This is a genomic window from Cognatilysobacter bugurensis, assembly GCF_014652095.1.
Lineage (GTDB): Bacteria > Pseudomonadota > Gammaproteobacteria > Xanthomonadales > Xanthomonadaceae > Cognatilysobacter > Cognatilysobacter bugurensis.
Genome location: NZ_BMYD01000004.1, coordinates 218,599 through 238,795, shown reverse-complemented (window position 1 = coordinate 238,795; position 20,197 = coordinate 218,599). Strand labels below are relative to the sequence as shown.

Below are 20,197 nucleotides of genomic sequence, written 5' to 3'. Positions count from 1 at the left end.
TCACGGCATGCCCTCGCCTTCGTCCCCGGCGTCGACGTGGTCGCTGCCGTTGTCCGATCGCGACCGCATCGCGACGACGATCGTCACCGCGGTCATCGCGAACGCGATCACGATCGCCGTGAGCACCAGCGCCTGCGGCAGCGGATCGGTGTGCTGCGCCAGCGTCGGTGCGACGCCCTCGCGCAGCACCGGCGCACGCCCCACGGCCACGCGGCCGCACGCGAAGATCAGCAGGTTCGTCGCGTACGACAGCAGCGTGAGCCCGAGGATCGTGTCGAAGCTGCGCGAGCGCAGCAGCAGGTACACGCCGGCGGCCGTCAGCAGGCCGATCACGCTCGCAAGCGCCAGTTCCATCACTGCACCCCCGGTCGCGCGGCCGGGGCCGCGGGCGGCGCGTGCTTCACCGTACCCATCATCGACAGGATCAGCATCGAGCCTCCGAAGACGACGAGGTAGACGCCGAGGTCGAACGCCGCCGCGCTGGTCAGCGGCACTTCGCCGATCAGCGGCAGGTGCGGCTCGACGTGGCCGCTGGTGAGGAACGGGTAGCCGAGCAGCATCGGCGCCACGCCGGTCACCAGCGCGATCAGCAGCCCGATGCCGATGCAGCGCACGTAGTCGAAGCCGAGCCGCGACTCGACGTACTGCGAGCCGAGCAGCACGTACTGCAGCAGAAGCGGGATCGCGAGCACGAGGCCGGCAATGAAGCCGCCACCCGGCTCGTTGTGACCGCGCAGGAACAGGTACACCGACACCGCGAGCGCCAGCGGGAACAGCAGATGGCTCAGCGTGGCCGGCATCGGCAGCGCGGCAGGCGAGTCCGGTGGCAGCGCATCGGGCATGAGCCGCGCGCGGCGCAGCAGCGCGTGAACGAGCAGGCCTGCGATGCCGAACACCGTGATCTCGCCCAGGGTGTCGAAGCCGCGGAAGTCCACGAGGATCACGTTGACGACGTTGCGGCCGTAGCCTTCGGGCAGCGAACGCGCGAGCAATTCACTCGCCACCGTGTCGCCGCCGGGGCGCGTCATCAAGGCATACGCGAGGGCGGCGACGCCGGCGCCTGCCGCGATCGCGACGACGCCGTCGCGGATGCGGCGCGCGCGCGTCTGGCTGCGCTCGGACACCTGCGGCAGGTAGTTGAGCGCGAGCAGCATCAGCACGATCGTCACCGTCTCGACGAGCAGCTGTGTCAGAGCGAGGTCGGGCGCGGACAGGAACACGAACACGAGGCTTACGCCGAGGCCCACGGCCCCGACCACGATCAGCGCAAGCAGGCGTTCGCGGTGCAGCGCGACCGTCGCGATCGCGCCGCCCACGAGCAGCGCCCACACCGCCCAACCGACCGGCGGCAGCGGCTGCCCGGGCCGCATGAGCGCGTCGCCGATCGCGGGCAGCACCGGCACGATTGCCGTGCCGAGCAGCGCGATGACAACCCACCACAGCGAGCGCTGCAGCCCTCCGTCGGTGAGCCGGAACGTGATTTCGCGTGCGACACCGAGCAGGATCAGTCCCTGGCGGCGGAACACCTGGCGACCGAACGCGCGCCGCACGACCGCGTGCAGGTCGAACAGCCGGCGCAGCCCGAAATACAGAAGCGCGCCGCCGATCACGCCGGCCAGGCTCATGAGCAGCGGCAGGTTCACCCCGTGCCAGAGCGCCAGGCTGTAGTACGGCGTCGCATCGCCCAGCACCGAGCGCACGGCGGCCGCGAGCACCGGCGCGATCGTCCACGCGGGCACCACGCCGACCGCAAGGCAGACCACGACAAGCACCTCGACCGGGATCTTCATGAAGCGCGGCGGCTCGTGGATCTCGCGGTCCACCTTCGGCTCGGTGCGCACGAGGAAGGTGTCGTGCACGAAGCGCAAGCTGTAGGCGACACCGAACACGCCGGCGAGCAGCGCTGCCACCGTCACCGCGATGCGCACCAGCCCCGAGCCGCCGACCTCGAGCGCCTGCGCGAAGAACATCTCCTTCGACAGGAAGCCGTTGAGCAGCGGGATGCCGGCCATCGCAAGCGCGGCGATGATCGCGAGCGCGCTCGTCCACGGCAGGTACTTGCGCAGGTTGCCGAGCCGGCGCATGTCGCGCGTGCCGGTCTCGTGGTCGATGATGCCCGCGGCCATGAACAGCGAGGCCTTGAACGTGGCGTGGTTGAGGATGTGGAACAGCCCCGCGACCACGGCGAGCGGCGTCGACAGCCCGAACAGGAGCGTGATCAGGCCGAGGTGCGAGATCGTCGAATACGCAAGCAGGCCCTTGAGGTCGTGCTGGAAGATCGCGTACCACGCGCCGACGAGCATCGTGATCGCGCCGACCCCGCTCACCACGTAGAAGAACAGCTCCGTGCCCGACAGCGCCGGGTGCAGGCGCACGAGCAGGAACACACCGGCCTTCACCATCGTCGCCGAGTGCAGGTAGGCCGACACCGGCGTCGGCGCCGCCATCGCGTGCGGCAGCCAGAAATGGAACGGGAACTGGGCGCTCTTGGTGAACACCGCGAGCAGCACGAGGATCAGGATCGCCGGGTACGTGGGCGCCGCGCGGATCGCGTCGCCGGCCGCGAGCACCGCGTCGAGTTCGTAACTGCCCACGACCTGGCCGATCAGCAGCACGCCGCCGAGCAGCGCGAGCCCGCCGGCGCCGGTGATCGTCAGCGCCATGCGTGCGCCTTCGCGCGCCTCGCGATCGTGCGACCAGTAGCCGATCAGCAGGAACGAGCTGATCGAGGTCAGCTCCCAGAACACCGCAAGCAGCAACAGGTTGCTGGCCACCACGAGGCCGAGCATCGCGCCCATGAACAGCAGCAGGTAACCGAAGAACTTAGGCACGTCCTCGCGTTCGCCGAGGTAGTAGTGCGCGTACATCACGACGAGCCCGCCGATCGCGAGCACCATGAGCGCGAACATCCACGCCAGCCCGTCCAGCCTCAGCGAGAACCCGAGCCCGATCTGCGGAATCCAGGCGTGCGACGAGGCCACGCCGCCGGCGTTAAGCACCTGCGGTGTCAGCGCGACGAGCACGAGCAGGCCCGCCAGCGGTGCAAGCCCGGCCAGCCACGCCGTCGCCGAACGCGGCACGCGCCGCACCGTCAGCACGATGCAGGCGAGCACGAACGGCAGGGCGAGCAGCAGTTCCAGCATGTCGTTCCAGGCTGCGGACACGCCGCAGTGCGCAGCGTGCATCGACAGCGCACAGCGTGCGCGGAACGGCGGATTCTAACCGATGGGTTCGCTTGGCCCTGCCACGGCGTACGGTCCGTCAGCCGGTCACGACGCGCTCGCGCGCCCTATTCAGTAGGCCGAACGTCGCTGAAAACAACGGGGTGCGTGCATTGATTGATGGCCCCTCATGGACGTCGACCAGATGCCCGGCAGTGCATCGACTGACTCGGGGGAGCTAGGCGGCGTCGATCGATTCGGCCTTAGGAGTCGTCTTCGACAACCGCCGCAGCGCGATCATGAACACGCCGCCGAGCACCATCGCGCCACCGATGAGCAGCCGAGTGCCGGGGCGGTCACCCCAGAACGCAATGCCGAGGCCGACCGCGAGCAGCGGCGTGAGCAGAAGCCAGGGCGTGACCTGCGCCACCGGGTGGCGTTGCACGAGCACGTAATAGAGACCGTGCCCGAGCAGCGACGCTGCGAACGCCGCGTACGCCGCGCCGGCCCAGCCAATCCAGCTCACCTGCGGCAGCGCCGCAATCGCGCCGGGCTCGATGAGCATGCTCGTCGCAAGCAGCGGCCCGATGCTGATCACGCCCATCCAGCCCTGTTGGCTGAACACGTCGAGATCGCGCAGGCCTTTCATGAGCACGGTGCCGAGCGCGAGGAAAAAGGCCGACACGAGCATCAGCACGAGCGAGGCCGGCGCATCGAGCACGAGCGGATCGAAGCCGAGCACGAGCACGCCGACGAAGCTCACGGCAATCGCGAGGCCCGTTCGCCAGCCGAAGCGCTCGTCGAGCGCGAACCAGCCGAGCACCGCGGTCATCGGCACATAGCTCTGCATGACGATCGCCGGCGAGGAGAGGTCGCCCGCGAGCCGGAGCGCGGAGAAGCTCAAACCAAAGTGCAGCACGCCGACGCTGAGGCCCACCGCAATGAGTCGCGGCCACTGGCCCGGCGTGGGCCGCTTGAGCCACGGCAGCAGCAGGAGCGTGAGGATCACAAAGCGCAACGCCGTGAAGAGGAAGGGTGGGATCTCGCGCAATGCGAGCGCGGACATCAGGAAATTACCGGCCCATGCGATCACGATGACCGCGACGAGCGCGAGGTCGCGCAGCGGCACCTCAGTACGCCCAGCCGAGCCGGCGGTAGAGCTTGGCAAGCACCCAGGCCGGCCCGATCAGCAGGTAGGTCAAATCCGTCAGGAAGCTCGGGCGGCGCCCTTCGAGCTTGTGGCCGATGAACTGCCCGATCCAGGCAATCACGAACACCCCGACCGCGAGGCCGAGCAGCGGCCCGCGGCCGAGCGCATCGAACAGCCCGCGCGTGAGCAGGCCGGCGACCGCGAACGCGACGAGCATGCCGAGGCCAAGCGCGCGCGAGGAGCGGTAATAGAACAGCGTGGCCACGAGCATCGCCGCGCCGGCCCAGAACCCGTCGCGGAACCACGTGCCCGGCGCGGGGATGCACCACAGCAACGCAATCACGCTCCACACGATCAACGGCACGCACCACAGGTGGATGCGCTGGTTGGTCGCGTTGCGGTGATCGTCCGAGTAATGCGCGAACCAGCGGTCGAGCGGGCGTGCGGGGGACGCGTCCATGGGATCTTCCTGCCGAAGCTGCGACGCAGCGTGCGCCCCGGCCTCGTGCGGTTCAAGGACGCAAGCTGGCGCATTGCCTCGCACAGCGTGTGATCAGGTCCGATCCGAAGCAAGCGATCGAGCGGCCGCAGCGGGTTCGGATGGCGGCGTTGGCGCGCGGCACGTGGGCGGGCGATGCGAGCCGCCACGCAGACCTGCATGGCGGCCGAGTCCTGCCTTGCGAAGCCGTGGATCAGTCGATCGAAATGCCCGCGAGTTTCTGCAGCGCCTCGGCGTATTTCGCACGCGTGCGCTCGACGACCTCGGCCGGCAGCGACGGGCCCGGCGGCGTCTTGCCCCAGTCCAGCGTCTCGAGGTAATCACGCACGAACTGCTTGTCGTAGCTCGGCGGGCTCGTGCCAACCTCGTATTCGTCGGCCGGCCAGTAACGCGACGAGTCCGGCGTGAGCATCTCGTCCATCACGTACAGGCGGCCGTCGGCGTCAGTGCCGAATTCGAACTTCGTGTCGGCGAGCAGGATGCCGCGCTGCGCCGCGTAATCGGCGGCAAAACGGTACAGCTGCAGCGTCGCGTGGCGCACGGCTTCGGCGAGGTCGGCGCCGATCATGTGCACGACGGTGTCGAAATCGATGTTCTCGTCGTGATCGCCCACCGCGGCCTTCGTCGACGGCGTGAAGATCGGCTCGGCGAGCTTCTCGGCCTGGCGAAGGCCGTTTGGCAACGCGATGCCGCTGATGCGGCCGGTGCGCTGGTAATCCTTCCAGCCGCTGCCGATCACATAGCCGCGCGCGATGCACTCCACCGGCACCGGCTTGAGGCGCTTGGTCACGACTGCGCGCTTGGCGTACAGCGCCGCGTCGACGCCCTCGGGCAGGACCGACGCGACGTCGATGCCGGTCAGGTGGTTCGGCACGATGTGGTCGGTGCGGTTAAACCAGAAGTTGCTGATCTGGCACAGCATCTCGCCCTTGCCCGGGATCGGGTCGGGCAGCACGACGTCGAATGCGCTGAGGCGATCGGTCGCGACCATGAGCAGGTACTGGCCGGACGGCGTGCCCGGAGGCAGGCACTCGGCGGGCAGGTCGAACACGTCGCGCACCTTGCCGCGGTGGCGCAGCGGCAAGCCGGGCAGGTCGGAGACCGAAAGCGAACGTTGCGGCGAAATGGACAACGCAGGAGCCCCATGCATGACGGATCGGCCCTGCCATCGCCGCGCGCACGGGCGCGACAGGGGCGGTGAGTGTACGCCGGTCGCGGTCGCCGCGCTGCGGGCGTCACGTCGGAGCCCTAGACTGGCCGCTCGACGCGGGAGCGAGGCATGCGCTGGACGGGAAAACTGCTGGGCTTTCTCGCAGGCGCGGTGCTGCTGCGCGCGAACCCGCTGCTCGGCGCGGTGATCGGCCTGCTGATCGGCCATGCGCTCGACGCCGGCTGGTTTGCGACGCGGCGCGATGATCCGTACGCCGTGCTCGGGGTGCGGCAGGACGCCAGCGACGCGGAAGTCGAGCAGGCCTATCGGCGGCTCATGGCGCGGCACCATCCGGATCGGCAGATCGGGGTCGGTGAAGTGCAAAAACGGAAGTCTGAGCGCCGGGCGCGTGACATCAACCGCGCGTACGACCGCGTGCGCGCGTTGCGCGGGCGCCGCTGACGCGCTGCTCGGGCCAGCGAGGCCGCGAGTGATCAACGGCACGCCGGGCCGACGCGCCACCGCGGACGGAGCGATCCACGGTGCACGTCGACCCCGCGTGGAGCGAGACGTGCGGCGCAGGTGCGCCGCACGCGAAGCGGTGGATCAGAAGCGGTAGGCCGCCGTCACGCGGACGCTGTCGAGGTCGAAATCATCGTCGCTGCGACGGAAATCGGTGCCGTTGGCGTTCGCGAGGATGAACGGGTTCGTCGCCGGGGCCGGGCCGCCGGCGCGCACGCGGAACTCATCATCTTCGAGGCGCGTGGACACGTACTCGACGCCGACCGCCCACGCGTCGTTGATGCGGCGCTCGACACCGATGCCGAACTGCGCGCCCGATGCGTCGCTGTCACCGTTGTCGGTGAACGTGTTGACGCGGTTGCTGCTGAAGAACGCGTTCTCGACCTTGGCCCGGGCGTAGCCGCCGGTCACGTAGGCCAGGTTCTCGCTGCCTGCGCCGAACGCGATGCCGACGCGCGCACGCAGTGCGGCGAGCGAGTCGATCTTGCGCACCGCGGTGTAACTCGCCGGCGTGGTGCTGAACGCCGTCAGCGCATCGCGCGCATCGTTCATGCCCAGCTCGCCGACCACGCCGAACACCCAGGTGCCGACCTGCCAGTCATAACCCGCGCGTGCGCCCCAGTCGGCGCCGCCATTGTTGCCCTCACAGCCGTCGCCCGGCGTCGGGCCGCGCGCCACGCCGTCGCAGGCGCCCGGCGAGAACGCATCGGCGCCGGCCACGGTGCGCACCGTGTCGCCGAACGCTCCGTCGAGGTTGGTGTCGAACAGGAAGCGGTCGCCGTTGTCATCGGGGTCCATCACGACGCCGGCGTGGCCGCCGACGTAACCGCCGGTCCACTCGCCCGACTGGGCGAAAGCCGGGGCCGCGATGAGCGCGGCAGCGAGGACGAGAAGGCGAGGCAGAGGAGCGTTCATAGGCAAATTCCTGAAAATGGGGGAGATCTCGTAATGCGGCCCCGCTGCGCCTCGACCGTAGGCGAGGCGGCGTTCGGCGCCGCTGATGGAAGGTACGGGCCGCATGTGCACGCGGATGCAAAGGCGCGCCGAGCACCGGCGCCCTTGCCCCTCCGGCCGGGCAGGCGACAATGGCGCCCCTTTCGCCGAGCACCGCCATGCAGCCGACCGTCATCGCCCCTTCGATCCTCTCGGCAAACTTTGCCAAGCTCGGCGAGGAGGTGGACGCCGTGCTCGCCGCCGGCGCCGACTGGGTGCATTTCGACGTCATGGACAACCATTACGTACCGAATCTCACGATCGGCCCGATGGTCTGCGAGGCGTTGCGCAAGCACGGGGTGACGGCGCCGATCGACGTGCACCTCATGGTCGAGCCCGTGGATCGCATCGTCCCGGATTTTGCAAAAGCCGGCGCTTCCATGATCACGTTCCACCCCGAGGCGAGCCGGCACGTGCATCGCACCGTGCAGCTCATCAAATCGCACGGGTGCCAGGCCGGGCTCGTGCTCAACCCGGGCACGCCGATCGAGGTGCTCGACTGGGTGCTCGATGAGCTCGACATGGTGCTGCTGATGAGCGTGAACCCGGGCTTCGGCGGCCAGGCGTTCATCCCCTCGTCGCTCGACAAGCTGCGCGCGGTACGCACGATGATCGACCGCAGCGGCCGGCCAATCCGGCTCGAGATCGACGGCGGCGTCAAGGCCGACAACATCGCCGAGATCGCCGCGGCCGGTGCCGACACGTTCGTCGCCGGCTCGGCGATCTTCAACGCCCCGGGCGTGGCCGAGCATGGATATTCGGACGTGATTGCGCGGATGAAACAGGCGGTCGAATCCGTGCGCTGAGCGACGCCGGGCACGCATCCGGGAAAAAAGGCCGATGCCCGTGAAGGCATCGGCCCGGAAAATTGGAGGCGATCCTGCCTCCGTCCGTCGTCCCTGCGATGGCCTTCCATGCTCCGGGCGGACGGTGACCGTCCCGTGTCGCAGGCATGGCGCGTTCGTGACACGAGCGTCGATCCCCCGGCTTGTGGGTCCGGCTTCACGATCGGCGCCCCGGCGCGTTGTTAGCGTGCGCGCATGTCCCCCGCAACCGCGTCGTGCGCCCGCTGGCGCCTGATCCTCAACGGCAAATCAGTGGCCGACGAAGACGTGCGCGAAGCCGTTGCCCACGTGCGAGCGCGCGGCATCGACCTCGGCGTGCGCGTGACCTGGGAAGGCGGTGACGCGGCGCGGTACGTCGCCGAGGCAATCGCCGACCGCGTCGATACCGTGATTGCCGGCGGCGGCGATGGCACGCTCAGCGAGGTGGCTTCGGCGCTCGCGGCCACCGGCACGCCCGCTCACGATCTGCCGAGCCTCGGCCTGCTCCCGCTGGGCACCGCGAACGACTTTGCCGTGGCCACGCGCGTGCCCGTGCTGGCGACCGACGCGTTCGATCTGATCGACGCTCATCCGCCGCGGCCGATCGACCTGCTGCGAATCGAGGCCGACGGCCGCGAGTGCTGGTGCGCGAACCTCGCCAGCGGCGGCTTCGGCACCCGGATCACGCTCGAGACCGACGAGGGGCTCAAGAGAGTGCTCGGTGGCCTCGCCTACCTCATCACCGGCATCTCCCGGCTCGGCAGCATCGATCCGATCGCCGCGCGCGTGCGCGGCCCCGCGTTCGAGTGGTCTGGCGATTTCATCGCGCTCGGCATCGGCAACGGCCGCCAGGCAGGCGGCGGCCAGGCGCTGTGCCCGGACGCGCAGATCGACGACGGCGCGCTAGATCTCACGATCGTGCCGCCGCTGACGGGCGAGCTCGGCGCGACCGTCGGCGCGCTGATCACCGAAGGCAAGGAGGCCGCGCTCGACCGCGTCGCGGTGGAGGCGAGGCTGCCCTGGATCGAGATCGCGGCCGACCCGCCTTTCACGCTGAATCTCGACGGCGAGCCGGTCGAGGCGCGGCATTTCCGCATCGACTGCGTGCCCGGTCGCGTGCGCATGCACCTGCCGCCTGATTCCCCGCTGCTCAGCGCCGTCGCACCGGGCCTCATCGAGCACGTCGCCACCGTGCGCATTCCGGCCGATCGCGCATCGTCATAAGCGCTGTGGGCCGGCGCTGCGGCCGCGCTGGCATACTGGCGGGCCGTCTTCATCTCCGGCCCCGGTGCCTGGCCCCATGCCCCTCGACGCCGACCAGTTCCGCCGGCTCGCCGACGCCGGTCACACGCGTATCCCCGTGGTGCGTGAGGTGCTCAGCGACCTCGACACACCGCTGTCGGTGTACCTCAAGCTTGCCGACGGCCCGCACACCTACCTGTTCGAATCGGTCGAAGGCGGTGAGCGCTTCGGTCGGTACTCGATCATCGGCCTGCCGGCGCGTCGTGTGTACGCATTCGCCGGCCATACGCTGTACGTGACCGAATGCGGCGAGCTCGTCGAAGCGCGCGAGGTCGACGACCCGTTCGCCGAAGTCGAAGCGCTGCGCGCGATGCACTCGGTGCCGAAGGTCGAAGGCCTGCCGGGCTTCACCGGCGGGCTCGTGGGCTGGTTCGGCTTCGAGTGCATCCAGTACATCGAGCCACGCCTGGCCGGCGCGATGCCCGACGGCAGCGTGAAACCCGACGAACTCGGCACGCCCGACATCCTGCTGATGCTCAGCGAGGAAGTCGCGGTGTTCGACAACCTCAAGGGCCGGCTGTACCTGATCGTGCACGCCGACCCGAGCGAACCGCAGGCGCTTGCGCGTGCGAACCGCCGCCTCGACGAGCTCACGCACCGCCTGCGGCAGGGCGGGCCGGGCTACCCCGAGACGCTCGATCCGGCCGGCCTCCAAGAAGGCGATTTCGTGTCGGGCTTCACGCGCGAGGGCTTCATCGCCGCGGTCGAAAAATCCAAGGACTACATCCGCGCCGGCGACATCTTCCAGGTCGTGCTGAGCCAGCGCCTGAGCGTGCCGTTCAAGGCGCGCCCGGTGGACGTGTACCGTGCATTGCGTGCATTGAACCCGTCGCCGTACATGTACTTCCTCGACGTCGGCGACATGCAGGTCGTCGGCTCATCGCCCGAGATCCTCGTGCGCCAGCAGGGCGACACGATCACCGTGCGTCCGATCGCCGGCACGCGTCCGCGCGGCGCCACGCCTGAAGAGGACGCCGCGCTTGAAGCCGAGCTGCTCGCGGATCCGAAGGAGCGCGCCGAGCACCTCATGCTGATCGACCTCGGCCGTAACGACGTGGGCCGCGTCAGCAAGCCCGGCACGGTGCAGGTCGGCGAGCAGTTCGTGATCGAGCGCTACAGCCACGTCATGCACATCGTCAGCGAAGTCACCGGCACGCTGCGCGACGGCCTCAGCTACGCCGACGTGCTGCGCGCGACGTTCCCGGCCGGCACCGTCAGCGGCGCGCCGAAGATCCGCGCGCTTGAAGTTATCCGTGAGCTCGAACCGGTCAAGCGCAACGTCTACGCGGGCTCGATCGGCTACATCGGCTGGCACGGCGACGCCGACACTGCGATCGCGATCCGCACCGCGGTGATCCAGGACGGCCGCCTCTACGTGCAGGCCGGCGCCGGCATCGTCTACGACTCCGACCCGCAGTCGGAATGGGACGAGACGATGAACAAGGGCCGTGCGCTGTTCCGCGCGGTCGCGCAGGCGGCGAAGGGGCTCTGACCATGCTGTTGATGATCGACAACTACGACAGCTTCACCTGGAACCTCGTGCAGTACCTGCAGGCGCTCGGGGCTGAGGTGAAGGTCATCCGAAACGACGAGCTCTCGCTCGCGCAGATCGAGGCGCTCGCGCCCGAGCGCATCGTGATTTCGCCGGGCCCGTGCACGCCGAACGAGGCGGGCGTGTCGGTCGACGTGATCCGCGAACTCGGCCCGCGCATTCCGCTGTTCGGCGTGTGCCTCGGCCACCAGGGCATCGGCCAGGCCTACGGCGGGGACGTCGTGCGCGCGAAGACGATCATGCACGGCAAGACCTCGCCGATCCGCCACGAAGGCGCCGGCGTGTTTACGGGCCTGCCCGACGCGTTCCAGGCCACGCGTTACCACTCGCTCGTGGTCAAGCGCGAGACGCTGCCCGACTGCCTCGAGATCACTGCCTGGACCGACCACGAGGACGGCTCGTTCGAGGAAATCATGGGCCTCCGCCACAAGACGCACCCCGTCGAAGGCGTGCAGTTCCACCCCGAGTCGATCCTCACCGAGCACGGCCACGCGATGCTCAAGAACTTCCTGGAGCGTTGAGGTCGATGCGCGGTTGCACGAGCCGAGCGGGCGGGTGGGGCAGTCGGCGATGGCGTCGGTGACGACGTCGCGTTCCTGTCGCTGAGCCACCCCTTTTTCGAGACGCCCCGATGCCGATTACCCCGCAAGAAGCGCTGCAGCGCACGATCGAACACCGCGAGATCTTCCACGACGAGATGGTCGAGCTCATGCGCATGATCATGCGCGGCGAGGTCTCGCCGGCTATGACGGCGGCGATCCTCACCGGCCTGCGCGTGAAGAAGGAAACGATCGGCGAGATCGCTGGCGCCGCGAGCGTGCTGCGCGAGTTCGCGCAGCCGGTGCGCATCGACGATCGACGGCACCTGGTCGACATCGTCGGCACCGGCGGCGATGGCGCGCACACGTTCAACATTTCGACCGCGTCGATGTTCGTGGTTGCCGCGGCCGGCGCGAAGGTCGCCAAGCACGGCAACCGCAGCGTGTCGTCGAAGTCCGGCAGCGCGGACGTGCTCGAGGCGCTCGGTGCGAAGATCGAGCTCACACCGGACCAGGTGGCGCAATGCATCGAGCGCTGCGGCATCGGCTTCATGTTCGCGCCCGTGCACCACCCGGCGATGAAGGTCGTCGCGCCCGTGCGACGCGAAATGGGCGTGCGCACGTTGTTCAACATTCTCGGCCCGCTGACGAATCCCGCAGGCGCACCGAACATCCTCATGGGCGTGTTCCACCCCGACCTCGTCGGCATCCAGGTGCGCGTGCTGCAGCTCCTCGGTGCGCAGCGCGCGCTCGTGGTGTGGGGCCGCGACGGCATGGACGAGCTCTCGCTCGGTGCGGGCTCGCTCGTCGGCGAGTTGCGCGACGGTGTCGTGCGCGAGTACGAGGTGCATCCCGAAGACTTCGGCATCGCGATGGCCGCGAGCCGCAACCTGCGCGTCGAGGACGCGTCCGAATCGAAGGCGCTGCTGCTCGAGGCGCTTTCGGGCGCGGACGGGCTCGCGCGCGAGATCGTCGTGCTCAACGCAGGTGCGGCGCTGTACGCGGCCGACGTCGTCGCTTCGATTGCCGAAGGCACGGTGCGTGCCCGCGAGGCGATCGCCTCCGGCGCAGCGCGCGCGAAGCTCGATGAGTTCGTCGCCATGACGCGCGAGCTCGGGCGCGCATGAGCTCCCACGGGGCGAACCCGCTCACTGGCAGCGACGGTGCATTCGCCCGCACGCCGCGGCCGCCGTATTACGCGGTGATCTTCACCTCGCGGCGCACGCCCGGCGAACGCGGTTACAACACCGCGGCCGCGCGCATGGCCGAACTCGCAGCGCAGCAGCCCGGCTACCTCGGCGTGGAGTCGGCGCGCGACGCCGACGGCCTTGGCATCACGGTTTCGTACTGGGACAGCGAAGACGCGATCGCGGGCTGGCGTCGTGAGATCGAGCACACGGCGGCGCGTGAGCGCGGCCGCAACGAGTGGTACGAGCATTACGAGCTGCGCGTGGCGAAAGTCGAACGCGCCTACGGAAAGAAGCCCACTGCATGAGCGACATCCTCAACACCATCCTCGCGCGCAAGGCCGAGGAGATCGAGCAGCGCAGCCGCGTGCGCTCGGTCGCCGACCTGCGCGCGCGCGCCGCGAACCAGCCGCCTGCGCGCGGCTTCGTCAAGGCGATCCGCCGCAAGCTCGACGCGGGCGAGTCGGCGGTCATCGCCGAGGTCAAGAAGGCGAGCCCGTCGAAAGGGCTCATCCGCAAGGATTTTCGTCCGGCCGACATCGCGCGCAGCTACGAGGCGGGCCGCGCTGCCTGTCTGTCGGTGCTCACCGACGTCGATTTCTTCCAGGGCAGCAACCTTTATCTCGGCGAAGCGCGCAACGCCTGCACGCTACCGGCGCTGCGCAAGGATTTCACGATCGATCCGTACCAGGTATACGAAGCTCGCGTCATCGGCGCCGATGCGATCCTGTTGATCGTCGCCGCACTCGAGGACGGACCGATGATCGAGATGGCGAACCTCGCGCACGAGCTCGGCATGGACGTGCTCGTCGAGGTGCACGACATCGACGAGCTCGAGCGCGCGCTGCAGACCGACTGCGAGCTGATCGGCGTGAACAACCGCAACCTGCGCACGTTCGAGGTCTCGCTCGACACCACGATCGCGCTGCGCGACGCGGTGCCGCCGGACCGCACGCTCGTGACCGAAAGCGGCATCGCGAGCGCCGCCGATGTCGCGCGTATGCGCGGCGCCGGCATCGACACGTTCCTCGTGGGCGAGAGCTTCATGCGCGAGGCCGACCCGGGCGCCGCCCTTAAGCGGCTGTTCGCGCGATGAGCACGGCGGGCCCGCGCTACCCGGCGGTGCAGGCGGGTGCGCCGCTGATCGTGTTCGACTTCGATCACACGCTCTACGACGGCGATTCCGGCGGCGACCTCGTGTCCTGGCTCGTGCGCCGCACGTGGTGGCGCACGTTGCTCGCGCTGCTGATCGCGCCCGTCGCCGGGCCGATGATCGCGTTCCTCCCGACCCGTCGGCGCGGCGTGGGCGCATTCATCTGGGCCGGCACGGTGGGCCTGCACCGGCGCCGCGATCTCGACGAGCTCATCGACCGCTATGTCGTGTTGCACGATGCGCAGCTGCGCGAGCGGCTGCTGCCGGTCGCGCTGGCGGTGCTGCACCGCCATCGCGAAGGGGGAGACCGCGTCGTCGTCGCGACCGGCGCGCCGCCCGAGCTTGCGCGCGCGATCCTCGCGTTCGTGGCGCACGAGGACGTGCCGGTGGTCGGCACGGCGGTCGGGCCGCGGCTGTTCGGCGTCATGGCCACGCGGCACTGCCACCACGAAATGAAGATGACGATGCTGCGCGAAGCCGGGTTCACCGGCGAAATCGCGGCGGCGTACTCGGATTCCAGTGCCGACATGCCCTTGCTGCGCGCCGCGCGTCGCCCCGTCGTGGTCAACCCCAAGCACGCAAAGGTCGATGACTTCCGCCGCGAACTGCCGGCCGGCACGCCGATCCTCAACTGGGGCTGTGCGGATCGCGGCGGCGATCCGGTCTGAGGCCGCGGCGCAGCGCAGTGCGCCGATCGCCGCGCTGCGGGCGCCTGGGCCGGCGAGTCCGATACGAATGGCGTGCTGGCTGGGCGGGTGCCACACCGGGCCTAGCGGCCGATGCGGCGTGAGGCGGCCGCCCGTTGTCGCTGCGTCAGTCGCCGAGCAGCTTCACGAACCGCAGCGAGCCTTCGCTGTAGCCGCAGCCGCGGTAGAACGCGGCTGCGCCGTGGCGCTGCGAGCCGCTCGTGACCTCGATGCGCGAGATGCCGGCCTGCCGCGACAGCACCTCGACCTCGCGCAACAGGCGCTTGCCGATTCCTTCGCGTTGGCAGTCATCGCCGACGATCAGCGCCGTGATCCGCGCCAGCTCGGCGCCGTGCGCGACCGAATACGTGTTGTTGAGCGAGATCAGCCCGCAGGCGTGCCCGTCCCGCTCCGCCAGCAGCAGCATCTGCCGGGGGTCGCCGAGCACGGTGACGATGCGGTCGGCCGCCTCGTCGCGCGTGCACGGGTAGCCCAGCTGCTCGAGCAGCCGGGCGACGTCGGGTGCGTCGCCCATTTTGGCCGGGCGGACGGCAATTCCGTCGGCGGACTCGTTCGGCGCCATGGCTCAGCGCGTCCCGAACAGCACCACGGTCTTGCCGCGTGCGTGCAGCTTGCCGTCGGCCTGCAGCTTCTTGAGCACGCGGCCGGCCATTTCACGCGAGCAGCCGACCAGGCGCGAAAGCTCCTGGCGGGACACGCGCAGCTGGGTGCCCTGCGGGTGGCTCATCGCCTCCGGCTCCTTCGCCAGATCGTGCAGCGTGCGCACGATGCGGTCGGTCACGTCGAGGAACGCGAGCCGGCCGGCCTTGCGGCTGGTATCGAGCAGGCGTCGCGAAATCTGCGCCGAAATCGCGTAAAGCAGCTTCGGCGCATCGGCGGCGAGGCGCGTGAGCAGCAGGTCGTAGAAACGCTCGTGGCCGATCTCGGCCAGTTCGCACGCACTGCGCGTGCGCAGAATGACCTCGCGGTGCTCGCTGTCGATGAACAGACCGAGCTCGCCGACGAATTCGCCTGCACCGAAGTACCCGAGCACGAGCTCACGACCGTCTTCTTCCTCGGTGATGATGCTGACGGACCCGGAGATCACGTAATACAGCGTGCTCGCCGGGTCGCCCGGACGGAACACGTCCGTACGCGACGGGTAGCGCCGGCGATGGCAATGCGCGAGGAAGCGCTCGATCGTGGCCGCGTCGGGCATCAGCGGGCTGGCGGAGCGTCGCGCAGGGGTGAGATGGGCGACCGACTCAACTGGCATGGCAATGGCCCTTGGGGGAGTGTGATCGAGCTTAAGCGTCAAGCGTGAGGCAGAGCAAATATGGCAGCGAGTGCGTCGTCGTCGCGTCATGCGCTGAATGCACGGAATCGGTGCATTTGAGCCTGCGTTTCACCGGGGGCGCAATTGGCCTCATAATCCCGCGTCCCATCGCGTTTCCAGGATCGCCGCCCGTGGTCAAGCCACTGCCACGCCTGAGGTTGCAGGGTTTCAACAACCTCACCAAGGCCTTGTCGTTCAACATCTACGACGTGAGCTTCGCGGCCTCCGAAGAGGAGCGCCAGCGCTACATCGAATACATCGACGAGGAATACAACGCCGATCGACTGACCCAGATCCTCACGGATGTGGCGGACATCATCGGCGCGAACATCCTCAACATTGCGCGCCAGGACTACGACCCGCAAGGCGCGTCGGTGACGATCCTCATCTCCGAGGAGCCCGTGATCGACAAGCGCGACGCCGGCCGGGAGCTGATCTCCGACGCCGTCGTGGCGCACATGGACAAGTCCCACATCACGGTGCACACGTACCCGGAGACGCACCCGGACAGCGGCATCGCGACGTTCCGCGCGGATATCGACGTGGCGACCTGCGGCGTCATCTCGCCGCTGAAGGCGCTCAATTACCTGATCGAGAGCCTCGAGTCCGACATCGTGGTGATGGACTACCGCGTGCGCGGTTTCACCCGCGACGTGAAGGGCAAGAAGCACTACATCGACCACAAGATCAATTCGATCCAGGACTACCTGGCGAAAAACATCAAGACGCGCTACGAGGCGATCGATGTGAACGTCTATCAGGAAAATATCTTCCACACGAAGATGCACCTGAAGGAGTTCGACCTCGACAATTACCTCTTCGAGGAGAAGGCGCGCAACCTGTCGTTCAAGGACCGCATGAAGGTCGAGGCGCGGCTCCGGCGCGAGATCGAAGAGCTCTACCACGGCCGTAACCTGGTCGACTGAGGCCTTCGCCGCGCGCTACCGGCGGCGGGTCGCAGCAGCAAAAAAGCCCGCTCAACGCGGGCTTTTTTCATTCGCGCTGGGGTGACTGGCGTGGCAGCACCGGCATCAAATCCGGTACGCCACCATCTTCATGACGCGCGACATCAGCGCCATGAGGGCCGGCACCGGCGGGGGAAGCACGCGCGCACCCGCATGCTCGGCCGCGTCGGCGTGGCGCGCTTCATCGGCCTTCATGACCTCGAGGATTGCGCGGCTGCGCGCGTCGGCAGCCGGCAGCGACGTCAGGTGCTCGTCGATGTGCGCTTCGACCTGGCGCTCGGTCTCGACCACGAAGCCGAGGTTCCAGCCGTCGCCGCGCAGGCCGGCGAGTCCGCCGATCGCATAGCTGCTGGCATACCACAGCGGATTAAGCAGGCTCGGTCGGCTGTCGAGTTCGTCCAGCCGCTCCGCGCACCAGGCCAAGTGGTCCGTCTCTTCCTGCGCAGCGGCAAGCAGATGTGCACGCGTGTGCGCGTCCTGCGCGACCGCGGCTTGGCCGCAGTACAGCGCCTGCGCACAGACTTCGCCCACGTGGTTGATGCGCATGAGGCCGGCCGCGTGGCGGCGGTCCGGCTCGTCGAGCACGACGTCGCCGTGCGGCTGCGCGGGATTCGGCCGCGCTGCCGCGGGTCGGGCGAAGACGGTTTCCAGCGCGCGCTGCACATCGGCGAGCGCGCGGTCGGCAGGACTGAGGTCGCGGGGCTTCATGCCGGCAGTCTAGTCACGCCTAGTGAGGACGTCGTCGGTCAGTTGACGAGCGCGTCGGCGAGCAGCTCGAGCGGGTGCTGGACTGGAATGCCGGTCGCCCGCGCCAGGTGCAGTCGGCAGCCGATGTTCGCGCTGAGCAGTCGGGTTGCGCCGCTCGCCTGCAACGCGTCGATGAGCGGGGCGCGGAACGCCGCCGCTCGTGCGGGCTCCGTCAGCATATGCGTGCCCGCCGCGCCGCAGCAGCCGTGGCCCGCGTCGAGTTCGACAACTTCCAGCCCCGGCACGCGCGCGAGCAGGCGGCGGGTGGCGGCGAGCGCGCCGGGCGTCGCATGCAGCGTGCAAGGCCGGTGCAGCGCGATGCGCTCGACGAGCGGCTTGAATACAAGTTGGTCTGCGAGCCCATCGAGATGCACGAGTGCATCCACGGTGCGCGCGCCGCCGGTCGCGGACTCGACCGCGCTGTGGCACCCACTCGCCAGCGTGAGGACTCGCGCAGCCCCGGACAATGCCGCCGCGTTGCGCGCTGAGAGTCGTTCGGCCGTGGCGGTGTCGCCTGCGTGCGCGTGAAGGGCTCCGCAGCACGTCTGCGTGGCGGGGATCGAAAGCGGCGTGCCCGCTGCGCGGCACAAGCGGGTGAGAGACGTGCGGACCGCGGGCTCATAAGCGCGCGCCACACAGCCGACGAACAGCGCGACGTCTTCGTCTGCCACGCGCGGAAGTGATGCGTCCGGGCGCGGTGGGCACGGCAGGGGGCGCAGCGTCGCAGGGAGCACCGGGTGGACGCGGCGGTACAGGCCGAGCAGGCGCGACAGCAGGCGAGGATGCGCTGTGAGTGTCTCGATCGCACGTTGACGTATCGGTGGCGTGCGGCGAACCCGTTGCCGTGCACGCGCCTCGACGAGCAGCGCGCCGTACTGCACGCCCGCCGGGCACGCGGCCTCGCAGCGGCGGCAGCCGAGGCAGGCATCCAGGTGCGCGTCGCCGGTGGCGGTGGGCTCGAGCGCGCCATCGGCCCACGCGCGCACGATCGCAATGCGGCCTCGCGGAGACTCGGCCTCAATGCGCTCGTACCGGTGCGTCGGACACACCGGCAGGCACAGGCCGCACTGCACGCAGCGGTCGGTCAGCGCGACCAACGGGTCGACGGGAGCGGGTGCGGACATCGCGTCGATGCTAGCACCGCGTTCACGGCGCTTGCACGAGCTGCAGGACGTGGCTATGATTCCGCCTCTTTCGTTCCGCACATCGCGAGGCGACGTTTCGATGCAGCCCTTGGGCCGCGACGAAACCGGCCCGACCAGGTGCCCCTATCAGACACGTCATGAAGACTTTTTCCGCTAAGAACGAGACCGTCCAGCGTGACTGGTACGTGGTCGACGCCGAAGGCAAGACCCTCGGCCGCCTGTGCTCCGAACTCGCGCGTCGCCTGCGCGGCAAGCACAAGCCCGTGTTCACCCCGCACGTGGACACCGGCGATTACCTGATCGTCATCAACGCCGAGAAGATTGCCGTCACCGGCAATAAGCTCCAGGACAAGATGTACCACCGGTTCACCGGTTACATCGGCAACCTGAAGTCCGAGACGCTGGCCCAGGCGCTTGAGCGCCACCCGGAGCGCGTCATCGAGATCGGTGTGAAGGGCATGCTGCCGAAGAACCCGCTCGGCCGCGCAATGTACCGCAAGCTCAAGGTTTACAAGGGCTCGGAGCATCCGCACGCCGCCCAGCAGCCGCAGCCGCTCGAATTCTAAGGTTACCGATATGGCACTCCAGCAGAACTACGGCACTGGCCGCCGCAAGTCTTCGACCGCTCGCGTTTTCCTGCGCAAGGGTTCGGGCAACATCACCATCAACCAGCGTCCGATCGATGAGTTCTTCGGTCGCGAGACGGCGCGCATGATCGTGCGCCAGCCGCTCGAGCTCACGCAGTCGACCGACAAGTTCGACGTCGTCGTGACGGTCGCCGGCGGCGGCATCACCGGCCAGGCCGGCGCGATCCGCCTCGGCATTTCGCGTGCACTCGTTGAGTACGACGAGACGCTGAAGAACGAGCTGCGCAAGGCGGGCTTCATGACCCGCGACGCCCGCGAAGTCGAGCGTAAGAAGGTCGGTCTGCACAAGGCGCGTCGCGCCACGCAGTTCTCGAAGCGTTAACGGTTTTCGCGCCACCCTGTGGCGCGCTAAACTTAGTTCCATAGCCCCGTCGCCAAGCGGTAAGGCACCTGACTCTGACTCAGGCATTCGGTGGTTCGAATCCATCCGGGGCTGCCACACCGACGGAACCTTCGGGTTCTGGAAAAAACCCGCCGAAAAGCGGGTTTTTTTATGCGCCAAGTAAGCGTGCCGCGCTCCACATCGCCCATGCCGGCCATGTGGATTCGTGCGCAGCGCGCCCGAGGGCGGGCGACGACCGCGCCTTGCACCGAGACAGTTACAATCGAAACCAATTCGCCGCAGGGCGTTTCGATTGC

22 protein-coding genes and 1 tRNA gene are annotated in these 20,197 nt (G+C 68.7%); 13 read left to right on the top strand and 10 right to left on the bottom strand.

What is annotated here, in order from left to right; genetic code table 11:
* The 5 genes from IE075_RS12520 to IE075_RS12500 form a co-directional block, all read right to left on the bottom strand.
* On the bottom strand, positions 1-354 hold the full coding sequence (locus tag IE075_RS12520) for a Na+/H+ antiporter subunit C (RefSeq protein WP_189457054.1): 354 nt from the start codon (positions 352-354) through the stop codon (positions 1-3).
* Positions 354-3,143 (bottom strand): monovalent cation/H+ antiporter subunit A, encoded by a 2,790-nt coding sequence (locus IE075_RS12515; protein WP_189457273.1) that lies wholly within the window; start codon positions 3,141-3,143, stop codon positions 354-356. Before IE075_RS12515 ends, IE075_RS12520 begins: the two co-directional genes overlap by 1 nt.
* 256 nt (positions 3,144-3,399) lie before the next feature.
* On the bottom strand, positions 3,400-4,290 hold the full coding sequence (locus IE075_RS12510) for a DMT family transporter (RefSeq protein WP_189457052.1): 891 nt from the start codon (positions 4,288-4,290) through the stop codon (positions 3,400-3,402).
* Position 4,291: 1 nt separating this feature from the next.
* On the bottom strand, positions 4,292-4,771 hold the full coding sequence (locus tag IE075_RS12505; protein WP_189457050.1) for an Mpo1 family 2-hydroxy fatty acid dioxygenase: 480 nt from the start codon (positions 4,769-4,771) through the stop codon (positions 4,292-4,294).
* Positions 4,772-5,003: 232 nt separating this feature from the next.
* The gene (locus IE075_RS12500) at positions 5,004-5,960 is read right to left on the bottom strand and encodes a phosphoribosylaminoimidazolesuccinocarboxamide synthase (protein WP_189457048.1); all 957 of its coding nucleotides are present in this window, start codon (positions 5,958-5,960) and stop codon (positions 5,004-5,006) included.
* A gap of 129 nt (positions 5,961-6,089) precedes the next feature.
* Between IE075_RS12500 and IE075_RS12495 the strand changes: the two genes are divergently transcribed.
* Positions 6,090-6,422, top strand: coding sequence for a J domain-containing protein (locus tag IE075_RS12495; protein WP_189457046.1), 333 nt, complete (start codon positions 6,090-6,092; stop codon positions 6,420-6,422).
* 144 nt (positions 6,423-6,566) lie between these two features.
* Here the strand turns inward: IE075_RS12495 and IE075_RS12490 are convergent, their stop codons facing one another.
* Positions 6,567-7,397, bottom strand: coding sequence for an outer membrane protein (locus IE075_RS12490; RefSeq protein ID WP_189457044.1), 831 nt, complete (start codon positions 7,395-7,397; stop codon positions 6,567-6,569).
* Positions 7,398-7,594: 197 nt separating this feature from the next.
* Here IE075_RS12490 and rpe point away from each other — a divergent pair, with 197 nt between their 5' ends.
* The 8 genes from rpe (at position 7,595) to IE075_RS12450 (ending at position 14,700) form a co-directional block, all read left to right on the top strand.
* Complete coding sequence (gene rpe / locus IE075_RS12485; protein ID WP_189457043.1) at positions 7,595-8,281, top strand: ribulose-phosphate 3-epimerase; 687 nt, start codon at positions 7,595-7,597, stop codon at positions 8,279-8,281.
* A 234-nt stretch (positions 8,282-8,515) separates the two neighbouring features.
* Entirely contained in the window at positions 8,516-9,523 is a 1,008-nt protein-coding gene (gene yegS / locus IE075_RS12480; RefSeq protein WP_189457041.1) for a lipid kinase YegS, read from the top strand.
* Positions 9,524-9,599: 76 nt separating this feature from the next.
* On the top strand, positions 9,600-11,093 hold the full coding sequence (gene trpE, locus IE075_RS12475) for an anthranilate synthase component I (protein WP_189457039.1): 1,494 nt from the start codon (positions 9,600-9,602) through the stop codon (positions 11,091-11,093).
* 2 nt (positions 11,094-11,095) lie between these two features.
* On the top strand, positions 11,096-11,674 hold the full coding sequence (locus tag IE075_RS12470; RefSeq protein ID WP_189457037.1) for an anthranilate synthase component II: 579 nt from the start codon (positions 11,096-11,098) through the stop codon (positions 11,672-11,674).
* A gap of 110 nt (positions 11,675-11,784) precedes the next feature.
* Positions 11,785-12,819 carry an anthranilate phosphoribosyltransferase gene (gene trpD, locus IE075_RS12465; RefSeq protein ID WP_189457035.1) on the top strand — a complete coding sequence of 345 codons (1,035 nt, stop codon included), beginning with the start codon at positions 11,785-11,787 and terminating at the stop codon, positions 12,817-12,819.
* A complete protein-coding gene (locus IE075_RS12460; protein ID WP_189457033.1) occupies positions 12,816-13,187 on the top strand; it encodes an antibiotic biosynthesis monooxygenase family protein in 372 nt (123 codons plus the stop codon). Before trpD ends, IE075_RS12460 begins: the two co-directional genes overlap by 4 nt.
* Positions 13,184-13,975 carry an indole-3-glycerol phosphate synthase TrpC gene (trpC, locus tag IE075_RS12455; RefSeq protein ID WP_189457031.1) on the top strand — a complete coding sequence of 264 codons (792 nt, stop codon included), beginning with the start codon at positions 13,184-13,186 and terminating at the stop codon, positions 13,973-13,975. The genes IE075_RS12460 and trpC overlap by 4 nt, the downstream gene beginning before the upstream one ends.
* Complete coding sequence (locus IE075_RS12450) at positions 13,972-14,700, top strand: haloacid dehalogenase-like hydrolase (protein WP_189457029.1); 729 nt, start codon at positions 13,972-13,974, stop codon at positions 14,698-14,700. Before trpC ends, IE075_RS12450 begins: the two co-directional genes overlap by 4 nt.
* A gap of 145 nt (positions 14,701-14,845) precedes the next feature.
* On the opposite strand, the gene IE075_RS12445 is transcribed toward IE075_RS12450, so the two are convergent.
* Both IE075_RS12445 and crp read right to left on the bottom strand, forming a co-directional pair.
* A complete protein-coding gene (locus IE075_RS12445) occupies positions 14,846-15,253 on the bottom strand; it encodes a GNAT family N-acetyltransferase (RefSeq protein ID WP_189457026.1) in 408 nt (135 codons plus the stop codon).
* 51 nt (positions 15,254-15,304) lie between these two features.
* Positions 15,305-15,994: a cAMP-activated global transcriptional regulator CRP gene (crp, locus tag IE075_RS12440; RefSeq protein ID WP_189457023.1), complete on the bottom strand. Its 690-nt coding sequence runs from the start codon at positions 15,992-15,994 to the stop codon at positions 15,305-15,307.
* Positions 15,995-16,185: 191 nt separating this feature from the next.
* On the opposite strand from crp, the gene speD reads away from it, so the two are divergent.
* Positions 16,186-16,980 carry an adenosylmethionine decarboxylase gene (gene speD / locus IE075_RS12435; RefSeq protein ID WP_189457014.1) on the top strand — a complete coding sequence of 265 codons (795 nt, stop codon included), beginning with the start codon at positions 16,186-16,188 and terminating at the stop codon, positions 16,978-16,980.
* 105 nt (positions 16,981-17,085) lie between these two features.
* Here the strand turns inward: speD and coq7 are convergent, their stop codons facing one another.
* A complete protein-coding gene (gene coq7 / locus IE075_RS12430) occupies positions 17,086-17,727 on the bottom strand; it encodes a 2-polyprenyl-3-methyl-6-methoxy-1,4-benzoquinone monooxygenase (protein ID WP_189457012.1) in 642 nt (213 codons plus the stop codon).
* 38 nt (positions 17,728-17,765) lie between these two features.
* Positions 17,766-18,890: a (Fe-S)-binding protein gene (locus IE075_RS12425; RefSeq protein ID WP_189457010.1), complete on the bottom strand. Its 1,125-nt coding sequence runs from the start codon at positions 18,888-18,890 to the stop codon at positions 17,766-17,768.
* Positions 18,891-19,048: 158 nt separating this feature from the next.
* On the opposite strand from IE075_RS12425, the gene rplM reads away from it, so the two are divergent.
* The 3 genes from rplM (at position 19,049) to IE075_RS12410 (ending at position 19,997) form a co-directional block, all read left to right on the top strand.
* Positions 19,049-19,477, top strand: a complete 429-nt coding sequence (gene rplM / locus IE075_RS12420) for a 50S ribosomal protein L13 (RefSeq protein ID WP_189457009.1) — start codon at positions 19,049-19,051, stop codon at positions 19,475-19,477.
* 10 nt (positions 19,478-19,487) lie between these two features.
* Positions 19,488-19,880, top strand: a complete 393-nt coding sequence (rpsI, locus tag IE075_RS12415; RefSeq protein ID WP_189457008.1) for a 30S ribosomal protein S9 — start codon at positions 19,488-19,490, stop codon at positions 19,878-19,880.
* Between the two features lie 42 nt (positions 19,881-19,922).
* Positions 19,923-19,997, top strand: a tRNA-Gln gene (locus tag IE075_RS12410).
* Positions 19,998-20,197 lie beyond the last annotated feature (200 nt).